22 protein-coding genes are annotated in these 24,579 nt (G+C 58.8%); 8 read left to right on the forward strand and 14 right to left on the reverse strand.

All coding sequences use genetic code 11. The features are described 5' to 3' along the window. Positions 1–46 precede the first annotated feature (46 nt). Positions 47–1,381 carry a coproporphyrinogen III oxidase family protein gene (locus BLT77_RS00725; protein WP_090360290.1) on the reverse strand — a complete coding sequence of 445 codons (1,335 nt, stop codon included), beginning with the start codon at positions 1,379–1,381 and terminating at the stop codon, positions 47–49. A 307-nt stretch (positions 1,382–1,688) separates the two neighbouring features. Between BLT77_RS00725 and BLT77_RS00730 the strand changes: the two genes are divergently transcribed. Next, the gene (locus BLT77_RS00730; protein ID WP_176819149.1) at positions 1,689–2,330 is read left to right on the forward strand and encodes a winged helix-turn-helix domain-containing protein; all 642 of its coding nucleotides are present in this window, start codon (positions 1,689–1,691) and stop codon (positions 2,328–2,330) included. A gap of 168 nt (positions 2,331–2,498) precedes the next feature. Here the strand turns inward: BLT77_RS00730 and BLT77_RS00735 are convergent, their stop codons facing one another. From BLT77_RS00735 to BLT77_RS00750, 4 genes are read right to left on the reverse strand one after another with little or no spacing between them, the layout of a single operon-like run. Beyond that, complete coding sequence (locus tag BLT77_RS00735) at positions 2,499–3,473, reverse strand: formate dehydrogenase subunit gamma (RefSeq protein WP_090361315.1); 975 nt, start codon at positions 3,471–3,473, stop codon at positions 2,499–2,501. 56 nt (positions 3,474–3,529) lie between these two features. After that, positions 3,530–4,105, reverse strand: a complete 576-nt coding sequence (gene fdh3B / locus BLT77_RS00740) for a formate dehydrogenase FDH3 subunit beta (protein ID WP_090360297.1) — start codon at positions 4,103–4,105, stop codon at positions 3,530–3,532. Between the two features lie 24 nt (positions 4,106–4,129). After that, positions 4,130–6,994 carry a formate dehydrogenase subunit alpha gene (locus tag BLT77_RS00745; protein ID WP_090360301.1) on the reverse strand — a complete coding sequence of 955 codons (2,865 nt, stop codon included), beginning with the start codon at positions 6,992–6,994 and terminating at the stop codon, positions 4,130–4,132. A gap of 17 nt (positions 6,995–7,011) precedes the next feature. Continuing rightward, positions 7,012–7,206 carry a twin-arginine translocation signal domain-containing protein gene (locus tag BLT77_RS00750; protein ID WP_342707499.1) on the reverse strand — a complete coding sequence of 65 codons (195 nt, stop codon included), beginning with the start codon at positions 7,204–7,206 and terminating at the stop codon, positions 7,012–7,014. An 815-nt stretch (positions 7,207–8,021) separates the two neighbouring features. Between BLT77_RS00750 and BLT77_RS00755 the strand changes: the two genes are divergently transcribed. Continuing rightward, a complete protein-coding gene (locus BLT77_RS00755; protein WP_090360310.1) occupies positions 8,022–8,303 on the forward strand; it encodes a DUF1496 domain-containing protein in 282 nt (93 codons plus the stop codon). Positions 8,304–8,307: 4 nt separating this feature from the next. Here the strand turns inward: BLT77_RS00755 and xerC are convergent, their stop codons facing one another. The 5 genes from xerC to lptM are packed head-to-tail and all read right to left on the reverse strand — an operon-like array spanning position 8,308 to position 12,128. After that, the gene (gene xerC, locus BLT77_RS00760; protein ID WP_090360315.1) at positions 8,308–9,198 is read right to left on the reverse strand and encodes a tyrosine recombinase XerC; all 891 of its coding nucleotides are present in this window, start codon (positions 9,196–9,198) and stop codon (positions 8,308–8,310) included. After that, positions 9,191–9,853, reverse strand: a complete 663-nt coding sequence (locus BLT77_RS00765; protein WP_090360319.1) for a DUF484 family protein — start codon at positions 9,851–9,853, stop codon at positions 9,191–9,193. The genes xerC and BLT77_RS00765 overlap by 8 nt, the downstream gene beginning before the upstream one ends. After that, a complete protein-coding gene (gene dapF, locus BLT77_RS00770) occupies positions 9,850–10,677 on the reverse strand; it encodes a diaminopimelate epimerase (protein ID WP_090360323.1) in 828 nt (275 codons plus the stop codon). The genes BLT77_RS00765 and dapF overlap by 4 nt, the downstream gene beginning before the upstream one ends. Positions 10,678–10,715: 38 nt before the next feature. Further along, a complete protein-coding gene (gene lysA / locus BLT77_RS00775; RefSeq protein WP_090360330.1) occupies positions 10,716–11,960 on the reverse strand; it encodes a diaminopimelate decarboxylase in 1,245 nt (414 codons plus the stop codon). 9 nt (positions 11,961–11,969) lie between these two features. Then, positions 11,970–12,128 (reverse strand): LPS translocon maturation chaperone LptM, encoded by a 159-nt coding sequence (gene lptM / locus BLT77_RS20625; protein ID WP_143026525.1) that lies wholly within the window; start codon positions 12,126–12,128, stop codon positions 11,970–11,972. Positions 12,129–12,206: 78 nt separating this feature from the next. On the opposite strand from lptM, the gene cyaY reads away from it, so the two are divergent. Next, positions 12,207–12,524 carry an iron donor protein CyaY gene (gene cyaY, locus BLT77_RS00780; RefSeq protein ID WP_090360336.1) on the forward strand — a complete coding sequence of 106 codons (318 nt, stop codon included), beginning with the start codon at positions 12,207–12,209 and terminating at the stop codon, positions 12,522–12,524. A gap of 40 nt (positions 12,525–12,564) precedes the next feature. Here the strand turns inward: cyaY and BLT77_RS00785 are convergent, their stop codons facing one another. Beyond that, positions 12,565–14,934, reverse strand: coding sequence for a class I adenylate cyclase (locus tag BLT77_RS00785; RefSeq protein WP_090360341.1), 2,370 nt, complete (start codon positions 14,932–14,934; stop codon positions 12,565–12,567). Positions 14,935–15,156: 222 nt separating this feature from the next. On the opposite strand from BLT77_RS00785, the gene hemC reads away from it, so the two are divergent. Genes hemC through BLT77_RS00805 form a run of 4 tightly spaced genes read left to right on the forward strand, consistent with a single transcriptional unit; the run spans position 15,157 to position 19,239 of the window. Continuing rightward, entirely contained in the window at positions 15,157–16,089 is a 933-nt protein-coding gene (gene hemC / locus BLT77_RS00790) for a hydroxymethylbilane synthase (RefSeq protein WP_090360345.1), read from the forward strand. Next, positions 16,089–16,811, forward strand: a complete 723-nt coding sequence (locus BLT77_RS00795) for a uroporphyrinogen-III synthase (RefSeq protein WP_090360349.1) — start codon at positions 16,089–16,091, stop codon at positions 16,809–16,811. Before hemC ends, BLT77_RS00795 begins: the two co-directional genes overlap by 1 nt. A 2-nt stretch (positions 16,812–16,813) precedes the next feature. Next, the gene (locus tag BLT77_RS00800; protein WP_090360354.1) at positions 16,814–18,070 is read left to right on the forward strand and encodes a uroporphyrinogen-III C-methyltransferase; all 1,257 of its coding nucleotides are present in this window, start codon (positions 16,814–16,816) and stop codon (positions 18,068–18,070) included. Further along, a complete protein-coding gene (locus BLT77_RS00805) occupies positions 18,070–19,239 on the forward strand; it encodes a heme biosynthesis HemY N-terminal domain-containing protein (protein ID WP_090360357.1) in 1,170 nt (389 codons plus the stop codon). Before BLT77_RS00800 ends, BLT77_RS00805 begins: the two co-directional genes overlap by 1 nt. A gap of 49 nt (positions 19,240–19,288) precedes the next feature. On the opposite strand, the gene rarD is transcribed toward BLT77_RS00805, so the two are convergent. Then, positions 19,289–20,179 carry an EamA family transporter RarD gene (gene rarD / locus BLT77_RS00810; RefSeq protein WP_090360362.1) on the reverse strand — a complete coding sequence of 297 codons (891 nt, stop codon included), beginning with the start codon at positions 20,177–20,179 and terminating at the stop codon, positions 19,289–19,291. A gap of 85 nt (positions 20,180–20,264) precedes the next feature. Further along, the gene (locus BLT77_RS00815; RefSeq protein WP_090360366.1) at positions 20,265–20,729 is read right to left on the reverse strand and encodes a thioesterase family protein; all 465 of its coding nucleotides are present in this window, start codon (positions 20,727–20,729) and stop codon (positions 20,265–20,267) included. A 146-nt stretch (positions 20,730–20,875) separates the two neighbouring features. On the opposite strand from BLT77_RS00815, the gene recQ reads away from it, so the two are divergent. Further along, positions 20,876–22,705, forward strand: a complete 1,830-nt coding sequence (gene recQ / locus BLT77_RS00820) for a DNA helicase RecQ (RefSeq protein ID WP_090360371.1) — start codon at positions 20,876–20,878, stop codon at positions 22,703–22,705. Here recQ and BLT77_RS00825 read toward each other — a convergent pair. After that, on the reverse strand, positions 22,671–24,431 hold the full coding sequence (locus BLT77_RS00825; protein WP_176819150.1) for a tetratricopeptide repeat protein: 1,761 nt from the start codon (positions 24,429–24,431) through the stop codon (positions 22,671–22,673). The two genes, recQ and BLT77_RS00825, sit on opposite strands and share 35 nt — an antisense overlap. Positions 24,432–24,579 lie beyond the last annotated feature (148 nt).

Raw genomic sequence — 24,579 nt, forward strand, 5'->3', positions numbered from 1 at the left:
AAAGGGCGATGAAGTCGCCCTTTGTCTGCTGCGGCAATGGCCCGGTTTACATGTCACCGGCCTTCAGTGGCCGCCGCAGTTCGGCACGGACGTTGTCCATACCGGCGTAGAAGTTCTTCATCATCAGCACGCCCATCATCAGGCCGTTCGGGGTGGCTTGCAGCTTATCCGGGTCGCTGGGATCCTGAATCAGTCCGCCGGTGGCTTTCATAAAGGCCATCTCCTTGGTCAGCCCGCCCCACAGGCTTTTACCAAAGTTGTCCTTGAAGTAGGACTTGGACAGGCGGCCTCCGAACAGGTTCAGCAGGAAGCGGTACTGCATGACGGCTTTCTCGTTGTAGTACTTGGAGGACTCCACCCCCATCTTGCCGGCGGCGATCTTCTCCTGGTACTTGCGCAGCGAGAAGCTGTTCACGTACAGGGTGTCGTGCAGGAAACTGAAGCTGCCTGAGCCGACGCCCAGATAGTCGTCGTAGTTGACCACGTACTCGTCGAAGCTCTGATCTGCTTTCTTGCCAAAGGACCAGGCGGTCATCTGGTCGTAGTGGCCGTTGAGGGTGTTGAGGATCAGCTCGTAGTCGCGGGCGATGTCCTGATCGTTGTTGGCCAGGGTCCCCTTGGCACTCTTGCGGGTCTGGTGGGTGACCATCAGCGGATAGGTGGTGATCTGGGTCGGTGCCAGCCGCACCAGAGTCTCCATGTCCTTGCGAATCACATCCTGGGTCTGACCGGCGAAGCCAAAGATCATATCCACGCTGAGGATGGGAAAGTTCTCTTTGGCCCGGGCCAGTTTTTCGTAGATCACTTCCGGCTCGCCGAACTTCTCCAGCCGATCGGTTCTGGCCAGAATATCCCGATCAAAGCTTTGTACCCCCACAGAAAGACGGTCCACCAAACCGTGCAGTTGGGTGAACTCCATAGAGGTCAGGTGCAGAGGATCCGACTCACAGGAGACCTGCTTGATGGAGGGGAACAGCTTGCGGGCGTGCTCAATGGTTTTGGCTAATTCATCAACTAGTACCGTGGTGGTACCGCCACCGATGTACAGCTCCTCGAAGTCGTATCCCAGCGCCTTAGCCATGTCCATCTCGGCGCGCAGGGAGTGGAAGTAGGCCCGGGCCTTGTCTTCCTTAAACAGGAAACGGTGGAAGGTACAGAAGCTGCACAGGGTATGGCAGAACGGTACATGGGCATACAGCATGTATTTGCGTCCCGGCATGGGGGCCGGCATGGTGTCGCACGCCTGGGTATCGAGACACAGGTGCCGCTCGGTGTAGTACTCCATCACCCGCTCCAGACTGTTTAGCATCCAGGTAGGGGTGGTGATCTTGGCCGTTTCTCGAATAGCGGCGTTGTTTAGGGCACGTTCTGCGAGCGACATCGTGGACTCTCTGGCTTCAAGGAATTAACCGCAGTCTAGTGTACCCGGGCAATGGCAATCTGTGAGCGGTTTCCGAAACTTTGTACCGTTAAGATAAAAATGGTCAGATCTGTGATCCATTTGGCTTCACTTTGTGGTCAGCGCTGTGATGGTGAGCAGGGTTTTGCTGTGGCAAACCACACAAAACATAGGGTTAAAGCTGTATCTGTAGCCTGTCATGTCGAAATGCTTACAGGATTTTCATCCAGGGAAGGCCTGTCGGCGTCTAAGATTGAGAGAGCAGATCAGTGGTTGCGGAGGTCCAAGGATGGACGAACGAGTGTTGGTGAGCGGTGACTACGCCTTTTGGGTTCGTCAGGCCTGCGTCCTCGGGCCGGATCGGCGACGTTATCGACTCAGCCCCAAAGCGGCATTGCTGCTGGAATACTTTCTGACCCACCCCAACCAGGCGCTCTCCCATCAATCTCTGCTGCATCATGGCTGGCCTGGTCGGGTGGTCAGTGATTCGGCATTGCGGCGGGTGGTGGCGGACATTCGTCGTGCCTTCGATGACGATTATCGGGCGCCGTTGTATTTGAAGACCTGCCAGACCCAGGGTTACCAATGGTTGCAACTGCCCCATGAGGAGTACCATGCCCCTTTGGGCCGCGACCGGGGGCGGTGGCGGTTGGCGCTGGGTGCGGTGACGGTGGCCATGGTGTCGGCCGCGGCGCTGTGGAGCCTGGAGCTGGATGAGTCGGGTCAGTCCGTTGGCTCTGGTGGTCGTGGGGCTAGGGCTGGCTTGGTGCCCAAGGCAGTGGACAACGGTTATTGGTTACCGGGACAGTGGCGGCAGCAGGTTGAGGCCGAGTACAGCTATCGAATCGATACGCCGCTGCGCTCTGGTGAGTGCATCGATGGCCGGGTGGCTCCCAATTCGGTGGTTATTCCGCTGCGTCACCGGTTTTGACCATTTCTTGTCGACCGGTAACTCTTTGTACTTCAGGGTGCCGTTGGCGTTGATCTCGTCAAACCGGAAGGCGTTGCGGGTGCGGTTAAGCACCACCGGCTCGCTGTCATAAAAAAGCCCCGACCGGAGTTGGGGCTTATTCGAGTTCAGAGTTCTGAAGTGAAGAGGTTAGTCTTCTTTGTACTTCAGGGTGCCGTTGGCTTTGATCTCGTCGAACCACAGGTTGTGGTGCTGCTTGGCCCAGTTCTCATCACAGTAACCGGACACCATGCAGTCCATGCCACCTTCGGACATGACGGTCGCCATGAAGATGTGAACGATGGAGAAGGCGCAGAGGACGATCGCCGACAGGCCGTGGGCGATGATCGCCAGCAGGCTCAGGGTACGGCTTGGCTCAACATACTGAGGGAACATCAGCACCACACCGGAGATGGAGATCACCAGGCCGAACAGGGCGAAGGCCCAGAACCACAGTTTCTCACCGGCGTTGGCAAAGCCCGCATCCGGGTGCTTACCCTTAAACGGACCAAAGTTGATGTAACCGCCCACCACCATAAACCAGGCGATGTCGTACTTGGCCGGAATCTGGTTCTTGGCCCACAGCAGGGTCATCAGCAACCAGCCCGCCATGAACGGGAAGGCCATGTAGTCGTGAACCGGCTTGGCAACGGCCATCATGGAGGCGAAGGCCGCCTGACCCAGGATAGGCTCAACGAAGAACTTACCGGCAATCAGCATCAGACCGGTGAGGATCAGCAGAATGCAGGGGATGGCGCCCAGCCAGTGGATCGCCACATCGCGCTTGGACCAGCGGTGTACCATCTTGCCGGAAAAGCCGCCATGCAGTTTGGAGATGCCATTGACCATGATAAACAGCACGAAGATGGCGATCATGCCGAACAGCGCCGCCATCAGGCCCGGGGCCATCAGGACATTGCGCAGCGGAATGATGCGTTCGTCGTAGACGTTGATCGGCTGGTTATGGAACTCACTCTGGGAAGTGGTGTAACCGGTCGCGCCCTCTTTCATCGCTTGCCACAGAACTTCCGACTGACTGGCGGTGGCGGCGGCGGTGTCCGCCGTTTCTGCCATGGCCAGCCCGGGAAGCATGACGGCAACCATCAGCAACAGGGCTTTGATCATTTGTTTCATTTCAGTGCTCCGAAAAGCGCGGGAAGCCTGGGCTTCCCGCCATTTCATTACTTGTTCCAGGTGCCACGCTTCATGCCACGTTCGGCAACACGCTGACGGTAGATGTCGGACACAACGGCCGCATCACCGGCCAGCAGGGCCTTGGTGGAGCACATTTCGGCGCACATGGGCAGTTTGCCTTCGGACAGACGGTTGGCACCGTACAGTTCCTGCTCTTTGGCAGAGCCCGCTTCGGTGTCTGGACCACCGGCGCAGAAGGTGCACTTGTCCATCTTGCCCTTGGAGCCGAATACGGCCTTTTTCGGGAACTGGGGCGCACCAAATGGGCAGGCGTACAGGCAGTAACCACAACCGATGCAACGCTCTTTGTCGTGCAGTACGATGCCGTCTTCGGTCTTGGTGAACACGTTCACCGGGCAGACCGCCATGCACGGTGCGTCGGCACAGTGCATGCAGGCTACGGACAGAGACGCTTCGTCACGTTGACCGTCGTTGATGGTTACTACGCGACGACGGGTAATGCCCCATTCCAGCGCGTTGTCGTTTTCGTTCTTACAAGCGGTGACACAGCCGTTACATTCGATGCAGCGCTTGGTGTCACACATAAACTTCATAGTTGCCATAGTGGCTATCTCCTACCCTAAACCTTACGCTTTCTCGATCTGACACAGGGAAGACTTGGTTTCCTGCATCTGAGTGATCGGGTCATAACCATAGGTCAGCGCGGTGTTCGCGGACTCACCTACTACGTATGGCTTGGTGCCATCTGGGTACACCAGGTCAACGTCGTGCATGACACCGGCAAAGTGGTAAGGCATCCAGGTTACGCCTAGCTTCACCCGTGGGGTGACCAGGGCTTTCACCTTGATGCGCGCGCCTTCGGCGCCCTCTACCCAGACATCATCCCCGTTGCGGATACCACGATCGGCGGCATCGGCAGGGTTGATCTCGATGAACATCTCCTGCTGCAGTTCGGCCAGCCATGGGTTGGAACGGGACTCTTCACCACCACCTTCGAACTCCACCAGACGACCGGAGGTCATGGCTAGTGGGTACTTCTTATCCAGGTTGTCGGTAATCACCTTGTCCTGAATGGTCTTGTACAGGGTTGGCAGACGATGAACCTGCATGTCGTTGTAGGTTGGGTACTTGGCAATCAGGTCGCGACGGGGAGTGTACAGCGGCTCACGGTGCACCGGCATTGGGTCTGGGAAGGTCCAGACTTTACAGCGGGCCTTGGCGTTACCAAACGGCACACAACCGTGCTTCATGGCGACGCGATGGATACCACCGGACAGATCGGTCTTCCAGTTACGGCCTTCCGCTTCGGCTTTTTCCTCTGCGGTCAGCTCGTCCCACCAGCCCAGCTGCTTCAGCATGTCGGCGGTGAACTCCGGATGGCCGTCACCCAGCTCGTTGCCCTTAGGTGCGGAGCCTTCGGCCAGCAGGTTTTCGCCGTCGTGTTCGACGCCGAAACGGGCACGGAAGTTACCGCCGCCCTGCAGGACGTGCTTGGAGGTATCGTACAGGATGTGGGTACCCGGGTGCTTCTGCTCCGGGGTGCCCCAACATGGCCAAGGCAGACCGTAGGTTTCGCCTTTGGCGGGGCCGCCGACGGCTTGCAGGTTCTCATGCGAGAAGGTGCCCCAGTTCTCGGTGTGCATCTTGATGCGCTCCGGAGACTGGCCGGACATACCGATGGTCAGCATGCCGCGGTTGATCTCGCGGGTTACGTCTTCGATAACCGGCATGTTGTTCTTGACCTGCATGCGCTTGGTGAACTGCTGAGCGAAGCCCAGTTTGGTCGCCAGGCGGTACATGATTTCCAGGTCCGGCTTGGATTCAAACAGAGGCTCAACCACCTGCTGACGCCACTGTACGGAGCGACCGGAGTTGGACAGAGAACCTTCGGTTTCGAACTGGGAACAGGCTGGCAGCAGGTAGACGCCGTCTTTACGACGGTGCATCACGCCGGCCATGGTTGGGTAAGGGTCCACCACTACAACGGTGTCCATCTTATCCAGTGCGTTACGCACTTCCATCTGACGGGTTTCGGTGTTCACCGACTGGCCCCAGAAGAACGCCATGCGGATGTTGTCTTTCTGGCCCAGCTTGGTCTTGTCTTCCAGAACGCCGTCGTGCCAGCGGGAACACGGCATACCAGGAGTGGTCATTGGCTTCTTGCCCAGGTACTCGCCCTGGTCGAAACGGCCTTGAACCCAGTCAAAGTCCAGATCCCATACGTGGCTCCAGTGCTTCCAGGCACCGGTAGACAGACCGTAGTAGCCTGGCAGGGTGTCAAACAGCAGACCCAGATCGGTCGCGCCCTGAACGTTATCGTGGCCACGGAAGATGTTGGTACCACCACCGGACTGCCCCATGTTGCCCAGCGCCAGCTGTAGCAGACAGTAGGCACGGGTGTTGGCGTTACCGACGGTGTGCTGGGTACCACCCATACACCAAACGACGGAACCCGGACGGTTCTCCGCCATCAATTTCGCCGCCTGGTACACCTGATCTTCTTCGATGCCACACACTTCGGCCACTTCGCTCAGAGGCCACTTGGCGGCTTCCTTGCGGATGTCGTCCATGCCCCAGACGCGTTGGTCGATGAAAGTCTGGTCCTGCCAGTTGTTTTCAAAGATGACGTTGAGCATGCCGTAGATAAACGGAATGTCGGTACCTGGGCGAATGCCAACGTGCAGATCAGAGTGAGCAGCCGTACGGGAGAAACGTGGGTCAATAACGATGATTTTGGCGTTATTGCGTTCTTTAGCGGTGAGGATGTGCTGCATGGAAACCGGGTGGGCTTCGGCAGGGTTGGCACCGATAAAGAAGATGGCGTTTGCGTGACGGATGTCGTTGAACGAGTTGGTCATTGCACCGTAGCCCCAGGTGTTGGCAACACCGGCTACTGTGGTGGAGTGACAGATACGGGCAGAGTGGTCAACGTTGTTGGTGCCCCACATGGCCGCGAACTTGCGGTACATGTAACAGCCTTCGTTGGAGAACTTGGCGCTGCCCATGAAGTACACGGAATCCGGACCGGACTGCTCGCGAATCTTCAGCATCTGGTTGCCAACTTCTTCGATGGCCTGATCCCAGGTCAGCTTCTTCCACTTGCCGCCTTCCAGCTTCATTGGGTATTTGACCCGCAGCTTGGAGTGGCCGTGCTCGCGCAGGGCGGCGCCTTTGGCACAGTGACCGCCGCGGTTGAACGGGTGATCAAAGGCGGGTTCCTGGCCGACCCAAACGCCGTTCTGTACTTCGGCGTACACACCACAGCCCACAGCACAGGCCGAGCAAACGGTGCGCTTTACTTCGATGGGCGCGTTGTGATCCACATGATGGCCCGAGGCTTGTGCCTTACGGATCATGCCGGTGCCCAGCATGGAAGCGGCGGCAATGCCCCCGGTAGTGACACCGGCGTTTTTCAGGAACTGACGACGGTTGAGGCCCAGTCCTTTTTTGGTTTCTACCTTAACTTCGGTAGAGGTACGTTTGAGTTGCATCGCAATTCTCTCCTGGATTACTGGCCGCGCAAGCTGGCGTAGTAGCTGCGTACGTGGTCGGTTTCTTTGTAGCCAGAGTGCTTGGCTTCGGCTTTGGCCGAGGTGGCTGCGGCTGGGGTGGCAATGGCAGCCACGCCGGCGGCAGCTGGAGCCATGGCCAGGGCTTTCAGTAAACCGCGGCGCTCCAGGTTGGTGTTGTTATGTTTCATCATCTTTCCTCGGAAGTAGGGGCGACGAGTGCTTTGGCCCCAACCGAATGACCGGCATTGGTCAGGGCAGTAAAACGAGCCAAAAATGGCAGGCAGAATTGTCTATGTACCCAGAAGGGAAAAATGTGAAGTTCGACAAGGTTCGCCGACCCCGAAGTGATAAATAGGAGTGATATTTGACCTACATCTCCTTGTTAAGCGCTTATTAACCCATGGTTCACTTAAATGTGACTTGTGGTTGAATAAAAAAGGTTTTTTTTACGATATTCATAGAGGATTGTCACACATTGATACCTTTATCGCCGGGGTTGAGACAGTTTGGCCCGCATTTTGGTTCACATACTCGTCGGCTGTTCTTTTAGGGTTAGTTTAAGTGACCTTGGGGATTTAACCTTTGTTTAACCTATGGATTATCTGCGTTCGGCGAGAGTTGTTGGTGTAACTCACAAAAGTTCGACTTTTGGGTGTCCTGGTAGTGAGCTGTCTGGCAATTAGTGAAAAACTGTGACGAATTTCAACTAACCGGTTTTTCATTGATCTCGATCAAAGGCTGCTTTCGGGAATCCGCTACAGTGCTCACACTGAAATTGTGTGTTTTGAATCTGATTCTTTTTAGAGTCCCCTCCGGAGCCTGTTATGCGCCAGCCCTGCTTGCCACATCTGTATATTCTGATCGTCGGTGTGTTCCTGGCCCTGACTCCGTTTGTCATCAATGCGGTGCTGATGCTGTCCGACGGCCTGGTGTAAACCGCTTCATTTTGCTTCTGATTCCTGGGTCGGATACTCTCAAAGTAACTGCTTTCCAGGGATTTCGTATCATGCCAGCTATTCTTCTGCTTCTGTCGCTGTTTTCTCCTATCGCCATGGCGGTCACCGATCCGGTTTTGATCACCCAACCTACCCAGATTCAGCCAGTGTGCTGGTATCAGGGGCACCAGTACTCTCAGGGCGCGCTGCTGGAGATGTCCGGTCGTACTCTGGTGTGTGCCCAGAAAACCGAACACGAAACCAATGGCAGCCTGATCTGGTTGCCGCTGGATGAGCAGGGCCGTCCCCTCTGGCCGGAGCCGGTGCGTCACAGCAAGATTCGCATTAACTGAGGAGTCAGGAGCGCTTTTTGGCTCTGGGGTGGGCCTGGTCGTAGACGTCGGCCAGATGCTGGAAGTCCAGGTGGGTATAGACCTGGGTGGTGCTGAGGTTGGCGTGTCCGAGTAACTCCTGGACCGCACGCAGATCCTGCGACGACTCCAGCATATGGGTGGCGAAGGCGTGACGCAGTTTATGGGGGTGCACCCGGGCGCCGACGGCCTGTTGCTGCCCCCATTTTGCCAGGCGGGCCTGCACCGAGCGTGGGCTGATGCGGGTGCCACGGTTGGAAACAAACAGGGCCCCGTCGGCCTCTGTCGTCAGCGCGGAGCGCAGCGCCAGCCAGCGGTTTATCCACTCAATGGCCACCGCAGTCACCGGCAGTAGCCGGGTTTTGCCTCCTTTTCCCGTGACTCTCACCTGTTTTTCCTGGGGATCCAGCTGATCGATGTCGATGGCCACCAGTTCCGCCAGTCGAAGGCCGCTGGAGTAAAACAGCTCCATCATCGCCCGATCGCGCACGGCGATGGGATCATCGCTGTCGATGCTGAGCAGCTGTTCCATCTGGTCCACATCCAGATTCTTCGGCAGTGGTTTGCCCTGCTTGGGAGCACTGAGGTGACGGGCGGGGTTGTGGTCCATGATCTCGGTATGAACCAGAAAATCAAAAAACTGGCGCAGGGCCGACAGGGTCAGAGCCAGCGAGCGGGGCGACAGTCCCTGGCGGTGCAGTTTGCTGATCAGCTGCTGCAGCTGGGGGTGGCTGACGCTCTGCCAGTGCTGCACTTCCTGCTGTTGCAGCAGAGGCGCACATCGGTTCAGTTCTCTGAGGTAGTTGCGGCAGGTATGAGGCGAATATTGACGTTCGCTGCGCAGGTAGCGTTCGAACTGACGCAGCGGTTCATCCATGCAACAGTTGCGGAATCTTGTAGGCCAACAGCTGGCGCACCTGATCCAGCATCATGGTGTCCATGTCCGGGGAGAAGTGGCTGGGGTCGTTGGAGGCGATGGCCAGCAGCGCTACCGGTTGGCTGCGATCGCCGATGCACACCAGAGCCACCGAGCCGTTGTCCTGAGCCACCAGCGGGTTCTGCTCCTGTGCCGGTAGGCGGCCGAGGTAGTAGCCCTGTTCGTTGAGGCGACGGCGCAGAATCAGGTTGAGCTCAGGCTGTTCGAACTGCCCCTGCAGATCGGTGATGGCCAGCCTGACTTTGGCAAACCGGAAGCGGCTCTTGAAACTGTCCACCAGTACCCGGTTGATCTCGTCGAGGCTGTGGGTATTGAGCAGGTCAAAGAACAGCTGATTGTAGAATCGGTAGATGTCTTCGTTGCGGGAGGCCACCGACAACAGTGAGGTGATCTCCTCCTCCAGTTGCTGAACGCGGGATCGCAGGTTCAACTGCTGGTGCTCAATCAGGGAGACGGTGCCCCGTTCGGTATGGGGAATCCGCAGGCTCAGCAATAGCTCCGGGTGGCGAATGAAAAAATCCGAGTTCTCCAGCAGGTACTCTTTAACCATGCTGGCGCTCAGATCGTTAAGGCTGTCGGTGAGTTCGTGTTTCATAATCCAATTTGACCATCGTAAACGTGTACGGCTGGCCCGGTCATCTCTACAGCCTTTCCATGGCCTGGCCACTCAATGTGTAAGGTACCACCTGGCAGATCAACGCGCACCTTTTGCGACAGAATTCCCTGATGCTGGCCGATCACGGCGGCGGCGCAGGCGCCAGTGCCACAGGCCAGGGTTTCGCCGGCGCCCCGCTCAAACACTCTCAATCTGATGTGGGAGTCGGACAGCACCTGCATAAAGCCGACGTTCACCCCTTTGGCAAAGCGCTCATGCTTACTCAGTTTTGCGCCGATGCCGGCGACGTCGGTGCTGTCGATATCGTCCACTTGCAGCACACAGTGAGGGTTGCCCATGGAGACGGCGCCGCAGAGGTGAATCTGATCATCGGTTTGCAGCAGGTAGGTTTTCTCTACCTTATTGGCTCGAAACGGCAATTGACCCGGTTCAAACTTCGGTTGACCCATGTTGACGGTCACCTGATCGTCGTGCACCAGCCGCAGTTTAAGGGTGCCGGCCTGGGTGCTGACGCCGATGTGATTCTTGTTGGTCAGCCCTTTCATTCGCACGAAGCGGGCAAAGCAGCGGGCGCCATTGCCGCAATTTTCCACTTCGCTGCCGTCGGCATTGAAGATGCGGTAATGAAAATCCAGATCGGGATCGTAGGGGGGCTCCACCAGCAGCAGTTGATCGAAGCCCACGCCAAAATGCCGATCGCCGAGGCGACGGATCTGTTCCGGAGACAGATAGAGGTTCTGAGTGACGGCATCGACGACCATGAAGTCGTTGCCTAACCCCTGCATTTTGGAGAACTGGATCAAGACACTGTCCTACTTTTGAATTTAAGTTTTTGATTAGTTTACGGCAGTAAGTGCTCACCTTGCCACAATTGATTGATGGTTTCTCGTTCCCGTATCAGTTGGGCCTGGTCGCCGTCGGCCATAATCTCGGCGATCCTGGGGCGGCTGTTGTAGTTGGAAGCCATGGCAAAGCCGTAAGCCCCGGCGCTGCGAACTGCCAGCAGGTCGCCGGGCTCGAGCACCAGAGACCTGTCCTTGCCGAGAAAATCTCCGGTTTCGCAGACCGGCCCGACCACGTCGTAGGGGCGCGGCGTTCCCTGGCGGGGGGTGACCGCAATGATCGCCTGCCAGGCACTGTAGAGGCTGGGACGCAGCAGATCATTCATGGCGGCATCCACCACCGCGAAGTCCCGGTCTTCCCCCTGCTTCAGGTACTCGACCCGGGTCACCAGCAGGCCGGCATTGGCCATAATGGCCCGTCCGGGTTCGAAGATCAGGGTCAATGCTCGGCCCTTTAGCTGTTTCAGCAGCGCGGCGGCGTACTGATCCGGGTGGGGCGGGTTTTCGTCACCATAGTTGACTCCCAGACCGCCGCCGACATCCAGGTGCTGAATCTGAATTCCCCGTTGCTCGAGCCGATCGATCAGTGCCAGCAACCGCTCCAGCGCCGCCAGGAACGGCGGCAGGGTGGTGAGTTGTGAGCCGATGTGGCAATCCACCCCCTTGATGTCGATGTGGGGCAGCTGGCGGGCCATCTCAAAGGCGGCTTCGGCCCGGGCCATGGGGATGCCAAACTTGTTTTGTTTCAGGCCGGTAGAGATGTAGGGGTGGGTTCCAGCGTCCACATCGGGATTGATGCGAAGCGACACCGGCGCCATCAGGCCGAGCTCTTTGGCTACCTCATTGAGGCGCTCCAGCTCCGGCTCGGACTCCACATTGAAGCAGTGAATGCCGGCCGACAGGGCCTGTCGCATCTCGTCGGCGCTCTTACCGACACCGGAGAACACCACTTTGGCGGGGTCGCCCCCCGCTTCCAGCACCCGAGCCAGTTCGCCACCGGAAACGATGTCGAAGCCGCTGCCCATACGGGCCAGTAGATTAAGGATCGCCAGGTTGCTGTTGGCTTTGACCGCATAGCAGATGAGGTGGGGGTGATCGCCGACGGCACGATCAAAAGCGCGCCAGTGGCGCTCGATGGTAGCCCGGGAGTAGATGTAGCAGGGAGTGCCATAGCGGTCAGCCAGTTCGGCAACACTGACCTGTTCAGCCATCAGGCGTCCTTGGTGATAACTGAAATGGTCCATGGCGGTGTCCTATTGCTGAGGGTCGCTTTCCTGTTTGGGTTCGGGGGCGACAGGGTGTTCCGTGACTGGCGGATTGACGGCTTCAGGCTCGGGCAGCACAAGTGGCCCTTTCTGGCCACAACCGGCCAGTAGCCAGCAGCAAAAAAATGCAGTAAACAGTCGTAACATGGGAAAAGCGATGACCTTAGGAATCTAGCCCTCTATAATCGCATTCCAACCGCTAATTGCAAACAAAGAGAATAGATCATGTCGATGGATACAAGCCGCTTTCACCAACTGGCCGACGACACGCTGGAGGGCATCGTCGATGCCATCGATGACAGTGAGCTGGAGCTGGATTATGAGCAGTCCGGCAATGTACTGGATCTGGAATGCATCGATGGTAGCCACATTGTGCTGAATAAGCAGGAAGCGATGTGTCAGTTGTGGTTGGCAACCAAGTTTGGTGGTTACCGTTTTAGCCAGGTTGAGGGCCAGTGGATTGAGGAGCGGGAAGGCGTTGAGCTGTTAGCGTTTTTATCCGAATCGGTAGCCAAGCAAGGCGGAGAGCAGATTCAATTCTAATGCTTGCCAGGCGAATCCCTCCGTGGATTCGCTGGCGGAGTTACCCCAGCTGCAGCAGTTCCGATTCCGCCAGTGGCATCACGGTCAGTTCGCCGTTGCAGCGCTTGAGCCGATAGAACTGCGGCAGATTAAAGCTGCCACCGCCAAACTTCCCTTCCTGCTTAAATACATAGAGATCGCTGATGTTGTCGATCAGGGCGCTCAGCTGAGTGACGGAGTGGAAAAACCGCTGCATGACGTTGTTCTCATCCAGCAGGTAGATGTCCAGCCCCTGCTGGCGCTCGCGCACAAAGTACTGTCGCATCCCCTTGCGGGCGTGCAGCCTCAGGATTGCCGGAGCGCTGGCGTAGGGGTCATCGCCCAGGTGGGGTTGGGGCAGTGTCTGCAGGGTGCCCTCTCTGAGCGGCGCCGGCAGCGGTGGCAGTTCAGCGGCGGGCCGCCAGTGCATGCCCTGACTGGAAAACAGCAGTCCGTACTGATGCTCGCCGATGGTCAGCGGCAGAACCTGCAACTGCTCAGCCCGACTCTGTTGCCGTAAGCGTCCACACTGTTCGATCAGAAACTGCAGCTTATCGGTGATTTGACGGTTGGCTCTGTGGCCGACCGACACCACCCTGACTCGAGGCAGGTGTTCATTGGTGATGCCGGACATCAGCTGTTCCAGCATCTCCAGAATGCCATGCTCGCCGTCGAAGCTGTGGTAGTGCAGCTCTCCCCAACTGTTGCGACACAGCAGCTCCAGCGAGCCGATCAGCGGCCGCTTCGGCCGTCCGGTGGACAGCACCTTGTTGCCCCTCAGATCCAGCATCGCCTCGGATCCGTGCCAGTGGCGGGAGGGATCCTGCTCCAGATTGACCACCACCGTAATTTCGTCCAGATGCCAGGGTTGCTGCAAGGCCTCCAGATCGCTTATTTCCGGCTGCGGCAACTGCTGGCTAAACTGGCGCGCCAACCGGGTCAGTGAGCGACTGCTTCGCCCCTGGCCGGCATTGAAGCAGTGAATCTGGGTGTGGAAGTCCACCAAGCCGTTGGCGGCGGCCCAGGCGATGCATGCCAGACGGCTGCGGTGGTGGAACAACGGGCTTTCACCAAACAGCAGCCGTTTGTCCGGTTGTTGGCGATACAGGTACCAGTTGCCGCCGTGGCTGTCGCTGGCATCCACCTGCAGCAGGGTCAGGTGCGGCTCCACCAGCCCGTGGCTCCATAGCGGGTTGAGTCGCACCAGCTTGTCCGGCTCCGACTCAAACTGGGTGTAGAGTTTGCGGGTCAGAATGCCCATGTCCTGAATCTGCAACTGTCTCGGCAGGCGCTGGCCGCTGGCGAAATTGGTCAGTCTCTGGTAGCTGGCCAGCATCAATTGTTGCAGCTGTTGATTGAACCAGCGCACCTGGCCCGCATGCCAGTTTTGCGCCTGATCCAGTGAGTCGATCAACAGCGGCGTCCATTGCCATTGTTTGGCCAGTTTGGTCAGTGTGCGCCGGCGCCAGTCGTCTAGATCCACCGGGGCACTGTTACTGTGGCATTTCAAGTAGAAGCAGCGCTGTACCATCGACAGCCGGCTCGGCTCCTGCTGCCGGCTCAGATAGTGTTCGAGGCGCTGGTACAGCATCAGATAGTGATCGGTCTCCTGAACCGACTTGCCGGCCTTAAGCCCATACCATAACTGATCCCGCAGGATGCGCTGATCCGGATAGTCGGCCACGTAGGCCTCCAGCAGCAGCACTTTTAGGGCGGATTTATGGGGCCGATCGATGCCCTTGAACAGCTGCCACAGGGCGGCACCAAAAAACTCACTGGCGGGCAGGTGTTGGATCTGTCCCAGAGACAGCAGCGCGGGGTGGTCGGTTGGTGCGCCGGGCCACCAGGCCAGGGCCTTGCCGGCCAGGCGGGTCTGAGTGCGGTAGAACTCCTCCAGCAGCAGCCAGTGCTGGGCGCTGCCGCTGTGCTCCTTGTCCAGGCATCGCTGGCAGGGCTGGCCGAATTGGCAGGGGTTAATCAGGAACAGGTGGGTTTCCAACCCCTGTTCGGTGGCCCAGCGGCTGAGCCATTGCATCTTCTGTTGCAGGGCTTCCAGGGTGTCGCTGTCGAGACCGTCTTCGTGAACCAGCCACAGATCCACGTCGGAGCTTCGGGTCTGTCCCAATGAACCGCTACTGCCCATGGCATAGAGCCCCAGCAGTGGACCGTCATGGCGAAGGTCATCATCGGAAGGGCGGAACAGCGGTGGCGAAACGAAGCCGCTGATGGCGGTCGGGCAGCCGGGTAGCGCCCGAGATTCCGGGCAATGCAGGGCGCCGATCACCGTCGATAACACGGCAATCTGGTGCGGGCTCAGTAGTTGCTGGAATTGCTTAAGCCGAACCTGATTCAGGGTGTTACTCAGAGCAATGTCGGCCGAAACCTGGTTCAATGCAATCTCACAAAATGGAAGGGAAGTGTGATCATGATAACATTATTCCCGCATCGACGAGAAATCGTGAAAAGGATCAATTTTCCGAGATTTAGGGCGATAAAAGCGTGGCTAACCGCCGTGCCTGCTTTAACGCAATACGAAATGCTGGCAACATGAGCGCTAATTGTTGTTGGTAACGGCGCAAATCAGTGCCGATATTAGTTAAGGAAACCGAGACTTATGGCGCGTAAAGAGATTCGAATCGCAACCCGCAAGAGCCCGCTGGCCATGTGGCAGGCGGAGTTTGTTAAGGCCGAGCTGGAGAAAGCGCATCCCGGCCTGGAGGTGATTCTGCTGCCGATGTCCACCAAGGGTGACATCATTCTCGATACGCCGCTGGCCAAAGTCGGTGGCAAGGGCTTGTTCGTAAAAGAGCTGGAAGTGGCCATGCTGGAAGGGCGGGCTGACATCGCGGTGCATTCCATGAAGGACGTGCCGGTGGACTTTCCGGAAGGGCTGGGCCTGACCACGATTTGTGAGCGTGAAGATCCCCGTGATGCCTTCGTGTCAAATAACTACAAGACACTGGATGAGCTGCCACAGGGCGCCATCGTCGGCACCTCGAGCCTGCGTCGTCAATGTCAATTGCGTGAACTGCGCCCGGATCTGAAGATTCACGATCTGCGTGGTAACGTCAACACCCGCCTGCGTAAGCTGGATGACGGCGAGTACGATGCCATCATTCTGGCGGCAGCGGGCCTGAAACGACTGGAATTTGATCACCGCATTACCAGCTTTATCGAAAGCGAGCAGTCCCTGCCAGCCAATGGTCAGGGGGCGGTCGGCATCGAAGCCCGTCTGGACGACGCCGAGTTGCTGGAGCTGCTGAGCGTTCTGGAGCACCAGGAGACCCGTGCCCGGGTGATTGCCGAGCGCGCCATGAACACCCATTTGGAAGGGGGCTGCCAGGTGCCAATCGGTGCCTACGCCGAACTGGAAGGCGATCAGTTGTGGTTGCGTGGCCTGGTGGGCAAGCCGGATGGCAGCGTGCTGCTGCGCAACGAAGTGCGCGGCAACAAGGCCGACGCCGAAAAGCTGGGCATTGAACTGGCTGAAATGCTGCTCAGTGCCGGTGCCGGTGAGATTCTCAAAGAGGTGTACGGGGAGGCCTGATGCACGTCTTGCTGACCCGCCCGGCGGGTCGCAACCGGTCTCTGGCCGCCCGGCTGGAGGCCATGGGGGAGCAGGTAAGCTGCTGCCCCATGATGGAGATCGTCGCTGAACCGCAGCCGTGTCCCTCCCCACTGGCTGGGGCTGATGCGGCTTTTTTTGTGTCTGCTAATGCGGTTGACTACGCCGCCCGCCTGTTGCCTTCTTGGCCTCCCATTCGCTATCTGGCCGTTGGTGGTGCCACCGCCAGGGCGTTGCGCACCCACGGTGTTTCTCCCTTGACCGCACCGGTCGACAACGAAACCACCGAAGGGGTGTGGTCACTGCCGCAGATGGCGGATGTGGCCCGGCAGCGTTTTGTCATTGTCCGTGGTAATGGCGGTCGTGAGACCATGGCCGAGCGCCTGGTAGCGGCGGGTGCATCGGTGCAGTACTGGTCGGTTTATCGTCGCCAGTTACCCAAAATAAATGGTTCAGATCAAGTACAAAGCTGGCAACGGGACGGCGTTAACGCCATACTGGCTACCAGTGTCGAGATCCTGCACAACCTATTTCAAGTGGTGCCCGAGCCTCAGCGACCCTGGCTTCAGCAGCAATTGTTGTTGGTGCCGGTGGAGCGGGTGGCTGCGGCGGCCCGAAAATTGGGGTGCCAGCACATCTGCGTGACCCAGGGAGCAGGAGATGACGCTATCATTGAATCGATAGCAAACTGGAAGAATCGTTAGTAATGGATAAGAAGCCGGAACATCCCAACTCTCCCAGCCCCGATGAGTCAAAACTGGAGTCGCCAGACTCCGCTGATCACAATGCCACGCCGCCGCAGCCTGAGGCCGACGTCCATCAAGCGGCTCGGCAAAGTGAGGCTGTGCCCGATGGTGCCGAGCCGGCAACCGGAACGGGTGACACCCCAACTCCAGAGGCCGAGACGGCCATCAGCCAGCCAGTGACCGCTGCCCAGCCCCCTCTGTCTCAATCGGTGAAAGGTGAGAGCAAGGGCGCCAGCGTCGCCATTCTGGTTGCCATCGTCGCCCTGCTGCTGGCAGCGGCGTCCACCGCCTTTACGGTGTGGCAGTGGCAGCAACGTCAACAACAACAACTGCAGTCGCAGGCCCTGACCGGCAAGCTGGACGAGATGCGCACTCAGATGTTGTCCGAGCGCAACATGCTGGAGCAACGCATCGGTGAGCAGGCCCGCCAGCAACAGGGGATGATTAAGCAGGTGGCCGAGTTGCAGTCGGCACTGACCAAGGCCCGCAACCTGCGGCCACAGGACTGGTTACTGGCCGAAGCCGACTATCTGGTGCAGATGGCCGGTCGCAAGCTGTGGCTGGAGCAGGACGTGCAAACCGCCATCGCCCTGCTGCAGGATGCAGATCGGCGTTTGAATCTGGTGAATGACAATGCTTTGACGTCGATTCGGGCGGCGTTGAATGATGATATTGCCACCCTCAAAGCCCTGCCCAGACAGGATCTGGCCGGGTTGGCCCTGTCCATCGAGGCCTTGATCGCCAAGGTGGATCAGTGGCCGTTGAACCGGGTGGAGTTGCCGGACTTGGCACAAGCGGAGACCAGCAACGCACCCTCGGAGTCGGTGGATGACTGGCGTACCAATCTGGCCAAAACCTGGAGCGCGCTGATGGACGATTTCATCACCGTCCGTCGCCGTCAGGGAGATCTGCAGCCATTGCTGGCCCCGGAGCAGGAGTGGTATCTGAGAGAGCACCTCAAAGGCAAGATGATGCAGGCCCAGTTGGCGCTGTACCACGGCCATACCCAGGCCTACCGTAAGGCACTGGGAACCGCTTCTGAGTGGATCGATACCTATTTCAAACGGGACGCGGCCGAGATCGATGCGGCCCTGGCAACCTTGTCGGATCTGAAATCGGCGGAGTTGGCCAGTCGTCTGCCAACGGAGTTAAGCAGCCAACCGCTGCTGGAACGGATAGTGGCGGATCGCCTGGGTAGTGCCAGGGAGAATCGCTGATGATTAGGCTGCTGATTTATACCCTGATTGTATTGGCCGGTGCCATTGTTGGTCCCAAACTGGTCGAGAACAAAGGTTATCTGTTGCTGGCCATCGGCGATTACACCATCGAAACGTCGGTGGTGGCGGCGGTGGTGATGTTGCTGGTGGGCTTTGCCCTGCTGCAGTTGCTGGAGTGGCTGTTGGTTAAGGGCATGCAGGGTATCGGCCTGACCTGGTCGCTGCCCAGGCGCTGGCGGCTGCGCAGCTCGCGCAAATTCACGTTGCAGGGGGCGCTGGCGCTGGCGGAAGAGAACTGGTCTCTGGCGCAGAAGGCGATGTCGAAAGGCGCCGGAGCCGGTGAGTTGCCACTGGTGAACTACCTGGCGGCGGCCCGTGCAGCCCATCATCAGGGCGATGCCGAGCAGACCGAGGCCTTCCTTAAACAGGCGGAAGCCCTGCCCGGCAGCGACGCGGCGGTTAACATTGCCCGCATCCGCTACCTGATTCAGGACGGTGAGCTGGCGTCCGCCCGTCAGTGCCTGGAGGCACTTCCAGCGTCACTGAGAGCCCGTCCGACGGTGTTGAAGCTGGCCCATGAGCTGTATCAGCGTCAGCAGGACTGGGACGCTATCTCCCGCATTGCCCCGGCATTGACCAAGCATAAGGTTTTGCCCCAGGAGCAGTTGCAGGCGTTGCCGGTGGAGATTGAGCGCGGTGCCCTGCAAGCCTGTCCCACCCTGGAGGCGGTTCAGGAGCGTTGGCAACAGTTGCCGCGGCGAACCCGCAAACTGGACTCCATTGCCCTGGCGTACATCGAGGCGCTGATTCGATTTCAGCAGGCCACCGAAGCCCGCAAGATGCTGATGGCACAGCTGACGAAATCGGCGCCGCAGGCGCTGCTGCTGGAGGTGCTGCCTCTGTGCAGTGAGGATGCCGGTGAATCGCTGATTCATCAATTGCAGCGTCATTATGCGGCGCCGGAATCGGCGGAGTATTATGATTGCCTGGCCAACCTCAGTCGTCAGATACGTCAGTATCGGGAAGCGAAGAAGTACCAGCGTAAAGCTATCGAGCTGGCTCCGACCCGATACCGGTACTCACAGTTGGCGGAGTTACAGGAGCAACTGGGTGAGCACAGTGGTGCCCTGGAGAGCTATCGAAAGTTGTTGGATCGGCAACTGGCTTAGTCGCCGCTCTGGTCAGACACAGCCCCGCTTTTGCGGGGCTGTTTGGTTTTCAGGCGCGGCGTTTTTTTCTCGACTGGCGCCACATGTCAAAGGTGAACAACACCAGCGCCGCCCAGATAAAGCAGAAGGTCGTTAGCTGGGCCGGATCCAGCTGCTCGTCGTACAGGGTGATGGCCAGGCCAAACATCAGGCTGGGGCCGATGTACTGGAATACTCCCAGCATGTAAAACGGGATTCGCACTGCGGCGGCGGCGAAGCAGAGCAGCGGCAGGGTGGTGATCACCCCGGCGGCGGCGATCAGCAGATTGAGCTGTAGCGGGTTGTTGCCGAAGTTCGAGGTGGGGGAGTCCAGTTGAGCCCAGAACAGCAGCGCCACCGGCAGCATCATCGCGGTTTCCACAAACAGGCCGGTAATGGACTGCAATGCCACTTTCTTGCGCAGCAGGCCGTATAAGCCGAAGCTGCTGGCCAGTGCCAGGGAGATCCAGGGCAGGGAGCCAAAGTGCACCAGCTCCACCACCACCCCGGTGGCCGCCAGCCCCACCGCCATCAACTGCATTCTCGGCAGTCGTTCACCCAGGAAAAGCATCCCCAGCGCGACGTTGAACAGAGGGTTGATGAAATAGCCCAGGCTGGCATCGAGCATGCGACCTGAGTTGACGGCCCAGATGAAAATCAACCAGTTACCAGCGACCAGGGTGGCGGTGGCGGTCAGGGTGAGCAGCTGTCTGGGTTGGCGAAGCAGTCGGCGTACCGCGCTGAACTGCCCGGTTACGGCCACCAGCAACAGCATCATCACGAAAGACCAGATCACCCGGTGCATCAGGATCTCCGTTGCCGGTACTTCGGCAATGGATTTGAAGTACAGGGGGGCGAAGCCCCACATGCAGTAGGCCATGATGGCGTAGATCACGCCGTGGCGGAATTCCTGATTTTGCATGGGTCACACTGGTCGAAGTCGGGGGCAATAGCCGTAAAAGGAGCGACAGTATGCCCCTGCGGTGGCCATGGATGCAATGACGGCGTTAACCCACCATGTAAGTGCCGGTGCCAAAGGCGATGTGGCTGCCCCGTTCGTTGTGCAGCTCCATGCGGGAGACCGCCACTTTGTTACCGGCTCGGATGACGGTACCGGTGGCCACAAACAGTTCGCCCCGGCCGGGGCGCAGGTAATCCACCCGTAAGTCGATGGTTCCGAGCGTCTTCAGGCGCCGGACCAGTACCGCTTCGGGCCAGAGGTCGCGACTCTGGATCACGCCGGTAAAGGCGGTGAGTCCGCCCACCACGTCCAGTAGGGTGGCGGTGACGCCGCCGTGGAGAATCTGCTGGGCCGGATTGCCGACCAGTTGCGGCCGCATCGGCACTCTTAATTCAAGCTGATCCAGGCTGAGCTGTTTTAACTCAATGCCGACCAGCTGATTAAACGGGATGCGTTCGGCAAAGAGTCCGCGTACGTACTCCAGCGCTTGTGGCTGGGTCAGGGTGGTCATTGGCGCTCGCCCTCGCTCGGGTTGATTGTTTTTCAATCACTTATCAAAGCACTTCGGGGATCGGGGCACAACCTTTTTGTGGTGGCAGACAGCGGCGGTCAGTTGAATTACAATAACGGGCCTTTTGCGACCCTGTATTGAGATTCATGGACTCCACCGCTGCTGCCACGCCCCTATCCGACTGCACTGACCCTGCGCTGGCCCTGCTTCAGCAGGTGTTTGGGTACCGTCAGTTCCGTCCCGGCCAGGAACAGGTGGTGGCCTCGGCTTGCCAGGGGCGGGATGGGTTGGTGATCATGCCGACCGGCGGTGGTAAGAGCCTGTGTTATCAATTGCCGGCGCTGCTGCTCGAGGGGGTCACCGTGGTGGTGTCGCCTCTGCTGTCGCTGATGAAGGATCAGGTGGACGCCGTTCGTCAGCTGGGGATCGGAGCGGTGGCGTTGAACTCCAGTTTGAGCCGGGAGGAGTGGCTGGCCAGCCTGGCCGCCATCCGCGATGGTCAAATCAAGCTGATCTACCTCTCGCCGGAGCGTCTGCTGGCACCGGATATGATGGCCAGGTTGGCGGAGTGGCCGTTGGCGTTGATCGCCGTGGACGAGGCCCATTGCATCAGTCAGTGGGGCCACGATTTCCGTCCCCAGTACGCCCGTCTCGGCGAGGTTAAACAGGCGTTTCCCCACATTCCGATGATGGCCCTCACCGCCACCGCCGATCAGGCCACCCGGGTCGACATCGTTCAGCGCCTTGGGTTGCACCAGCCCCACGAGCACCTGTCCAGCTTCGATCGACCCAACATCCGCTACAGCGTGATGGACAAGCTCAGCCCCTTCACTCAGCTGAAGACCTTCCTGCAGCAGCAGAAAGGCAACGCCGGCATTATCTACTGCGGCAGCCGCCGTCGGGTCGAAGAGGTGGCCGAAAAGCTGCGTAAAGAGGGGTTTGCTGCCGAAGCTTATCATGCCGGTCTGGAGTCGGATCTGCGTAATCAGGTGCAGGAGGCGTTTCTGCGTGAGCAGGTGGACATTGTGGTGGCTACGGTAGCCTTTGGCATGGGCATCAACAAGTCCAATGTCCGCTTTGTGGTGCACTGGGACCTGCCAAAATCCATCGAGAGCTACTATCAGGAAACTGGCCGTGCCGGCCGCGACGGCCTGGACGCCGAAGCGCTGATGCTGTTTGACCCCGGTGACATTGCCCGGGTGAGGCAGTTGCTGGAGAGCGGCGATCGCGAGCCCAACCCGGTGGACATCCATAAGCTTAATGCCATGGCCGCGTTTGCCGAGGCCCAGACTTGTCGGCGTCAGGTGTTGCTGAACTATTTCGATGAACCCGCCCACGAGTCTTGCGGCAACTGCGACATCTGCCTGGATCCGCCGAAACGCTTCGACGCCACCGAACAGGCGCGCAAGGCCCTCAGCTGCATCTACCGGGTGAAGCAGCGGTTTGGCATGGGTCACGTCATCGAGGTGTTGCGTGGCAGTAAGAATCACGCCGTGGTGGAGCGGGGCCACGACAAGCTGACCACCTGGGGCATTGGTAGCGAGCACTCCAGTGACCACTGGCTGTCGGTATTGCGACAGTTGGTACACCATGGCCTAGTGAATCAGGACATTACCCGCTCCATGGCACTGACGCTGAATCCGGCGGCCCGATCGGTGTTGCAGGGGAATCAAAAGCTGGAGCTGGCGGAGCCCCGCATTGTGCTGGCCAAGCCCAGCCGTGGCCGCAGCCGGTTATTGCCGCAAAACTACGACCGGCGTCTGTTTGCCCTGTTGAAGCAGTTGCGTCGCACCCTGGCCGACGAGGCGGGAATTCCGCCCTACCAGGTGTTCTCCGATGCCAGCCTGGCTGAGATGGCCAGTGAGTTGCCCACCACTGAGTGGACACTGCTGCGGATCAACGGAGTGGGTGCCAAGAAGCTGGAGCGTTACGGACAGCAGTTCATCGATGCCATTGCGGCTTATTTGGACGAATGATGTTTTCCGGCCGCATCAGGCTGTGTTGAATCTGGTTGCACTCCAGCCGTGCCAACAGAGAATCGCTGCGATCCAGTGGATGAGAACGGGCCACACCGGTGGTGATGTTCAGGTAGCCGGCCTCCGCCAGGCTGCGACTGAGGCGATAGCGTAGCCGTTCGGCCTCGGCCTCACTGGCGTCCACCAGCAGCATCAGCAACTGGTGATCGCCGGGCTCCAGCATGATGTCATTGATGCGCAGATCCCGACTCAGAATCCGCTTTCTGTCCAGTTCACTCAGGGCTGGACCTTCCCAATTGAACTGCACTACCGGCAGCGTTCGGTCTGTGGTCGCCAGGGCGTGTTCCAGCTGGCTGCGCCAGTCCTGACTCTGCAGAGGCCGGTTGCCAGCGCCGGCGCCAGTGTTGCTGGTGAGTTTGAACAGCAGCCAGATCAGCCATAACAGCAGACTCAGCGAGGCGATCACCTGCCAGATCATCAATTTGTTGTGGAGCTTAAAATACTCTTCTGACTGGGCGGCCAGCCGTTCACGACTGCGGTCGATGCGCTGATCCAACTGGGCTTGCTGCTGCAACAGCGCGTCTTTTCGCAGCTGTTCCTGCAGGCCGGCGTAGGCTTTCTGATAGGACAGCTGCAGCTGATAGGCTTTTTGAAAGTGCCCCTGCAGGGCCTCGCCTTCCGACTCGATGCGATCCAGATCGGCCAGTACCCGGATGTCGTTGTCTTGCCGGTAGCGCTCCCGGGCCAGCTTCAGGTGGTAGCGGGCGTCCTCGAACCGTTCCAGGTGAAAGGCCGATTCGGCCAGAAAGCCGCGGGCCCGTGCCTGACGTTCATCCATCCCCAGCTCACCAAACTGACTGATGGCCAGCTCGGCGTATTGGTAGCCTTTGGCGAAACGGTCGAGTTTCAGACTCAGGTGGGCGTACAGCAGGTTGAAATGGGCCTGGTCGGTCAGGCTCATGTTGGGTACCAGGGCGTCCAGGCTCTCCATCTGCTGACTGGCTTCGATAAAGCGTTGTTGTTGCATCAGGGTGAAGGTTTGATTGACGCGAATCACCCAGCTGAGCACCGAGTCCGAAGGCGCTTCCCTGACGGCTTGCTCAAATAGGGTGTCGCTGCGCAGGTAGTCGCCCAGATAGTAATAGGTCCGCGCCAGTGAGTAGGACAGCATGGCGGGATGAGGCTGAAACAGTGGCGGGTAGTCGTGGGTGCTTTCAAGCCAGGTGAGGGCCTGGTACAGGTCATCCAGTGCCGCTTCAAGATTCCCCTGATCGGCGTAGATGTCGGCCCGGCGCAGCAGGCTGATGCCCAGCGCACCGTAGGCGCTGTTGTCATGGATGGCGCGATTGATGCTGTCCAACGCCTGCTCATACTGCCCCTGGGTCATGAGCTTGCTGCTCTCGCAGGCGTTCATGTAGGCCGCCAGTTGTGGCTGTTGCAACCTCTCCGCCAACGCCAGGCCCTGACGAACCACCTGCTGCACCTCGGACAGCGAGCGACTGCCTGCGGCGGATTCGCAGCGCAGCACATGCCAGCGCATCTGTTGCAGGGGGGTGGCCGATTGAATCTGTGGACCCAGCTTGTCCAGATGGGCGTAACTGTCGGGCGCACCCAGTTGCACCTCGAGAGTCAGGGCGTCCAGGCGTTGGGTCAGATCGTCCGCCAGTGCGCTCCAGGGGAGAAGCGTCAGCAGCAGGATTCCAATCATCCTAATCGGAGACAGCATTATGGCCTGCATAAATAAAGGGTAGGCCTATAGGATAATGCTTCTGTTACACGTTGGTAAAGAAGTGGATACCGACAGGGCGAGGTGGCTCTCAAAAGCGGCACCAGAACTGACTTGGAGGCGAATATGTAAGTGACGGTAATTGTTG

This window comes from Ferrimonas sediminum (genome assembly GCF_900100175.1).
Taxonomy (GTDB): domain Bacteria; phylum Pseudomonadota; class Gammaproteobacteria; order Enterobacterales; family Shewanellaceae; genus Ferrimonas; species Ferrimonas sediminum.

Bases quoted from the DNA above. Each gene is read 5' to 3' on its own strand.
- BLT77_RS00725 (WP_090360290.1), bottom strand. From the start codon at position 1,381: ATGTCGCTCGCAGAACGTGCCCTAAACAACGCCGCTATTCGAGAAACG.
- BLT77_RS00730 (WP_176819149.1), top strand. From the start codon at position 1,689: ATGGACGAACGAGTGTTGGTGAGCGGTGACTACGCCTTTTGGGTTCGT.
- BLT77_RS00735 (WP_090361315.1), bottom strand. From the start codon at position 3,473: ATGATCAAAGCCCTGTTGCTGATGGTTGCCGTCATGCTTCCCGGGCTG.
- fdh3B (WP_090360297.1), bottom strand. From the start codon at position 4,105: ATGGCAACTATGAAGTTTATGTGTGACACCAAGCGCTGCATCGAATGT.
- BLT77_RS00745 (WP_090360301.1), bottom strand. From the start codon at position 6,994: ATGCAACTCAAACGTACCTCTACCGAAGTTAAGGTAGAAACCAAAAAA.
- BLT77_RS00750 (WP_342707499.1), bottom strand. From the start codon at position 7,206: ATGATGAAACATAACAACACCAACCTGGAGCGCCGCGGTTTACTGAAA.
- BLT77_RS00755 (WP_090360310.1), top strand. From the start codon at position 8,022: ATGCCAGCTATTCTTCTGCTTCTGTCGCTGTTTTCTCCTATCGCCATG.
- xerC (WP_090360315.1), bottom strand. From the start codon at position 9,198: ATGGATGAACCGCTGCGTCAGTTCGAACGCTACCTGCGCAGCGAACGT.
- BLT77_RS00765 (WP_090360319.1), bottom strand. From the start codon at position 9,853: ATGAAACACGAACTCACCGACAGCCTTAACGATCTGAGCGCCAGCATG.
- lysA (WP_090360330.1), bottom strand. From the start codon at position 11,960: ATGGACCATTTCAGTTATCACCAAGGACGCCTGATGGCTGAACAGGTC.
- lptM (WP_143026525.1), bottom strand. From the start codon at position 12,128: ATGTTACGACTGTTTACTGCATTTTTTTGCTGCTGGCTACTGGCCGGT.
- cyaY (WP_090360336.1), top strand. From the start codon at position 12,207: ATGTCGATGGATACAAGCCGCTTTCACCAACTGGCCGACGACACGCTG.
- hemC (WP_090360345.1), top strand. From the start codon at position 15,157: ATGGCGCGTAAAGAGATTCGAATCGCAACCCGCAAGAGCCCGCTGGCC.
- BLT77_RS00795 (WP_090360349.1), top strand. From the start codon at position 16,089: ATGCACGTCTTGCTGACCCGCCCGGCGGGTCGCAACCGGTCTCTGGCC.
- BLT77_RS00800 (WP_090360354.1), top strand. From the start codon at position 16,814: ATGGATAAGAAGCCGGAACATCCCAACTCTCCCAGCCCCGATGAGTCA.
- BLT77_RS00805 (WP_090360357.1), top strand. From the start codon at position 18,070: ATGATTAGGCTGCTGATTTATACCCTGATTGTATTGGCCGGTGCCATT.
- rarD (WP_090360362.1), bottom strand. From the start codon at position 20,179: ATGCAAAATCAGGAATTCCGCCACGGCGTGATCTACGCCATCATGGCC.
- BLT77_RS00815 (WP_090360366.1), bottom strand. From the start codon at position 20,729: ATGACCACCCTGACCCAGCCACAAGCGCTGGAGTACGTACGCGGACTC.
- recQ (WP_090360371.1), top strand. From the start codon at position 20,876: ATGGACTCCACCGCTGCTGCCACGCCCCTATCCGACTGCACTGACCCT.
- BLT77_RS00825 (WP_176819150.1), bottom strand. From the start codon at position 24,431: ATGCTGTCTCCGATTAGGATGATTGGAATCCTGCTGCTGACGCTTCTC.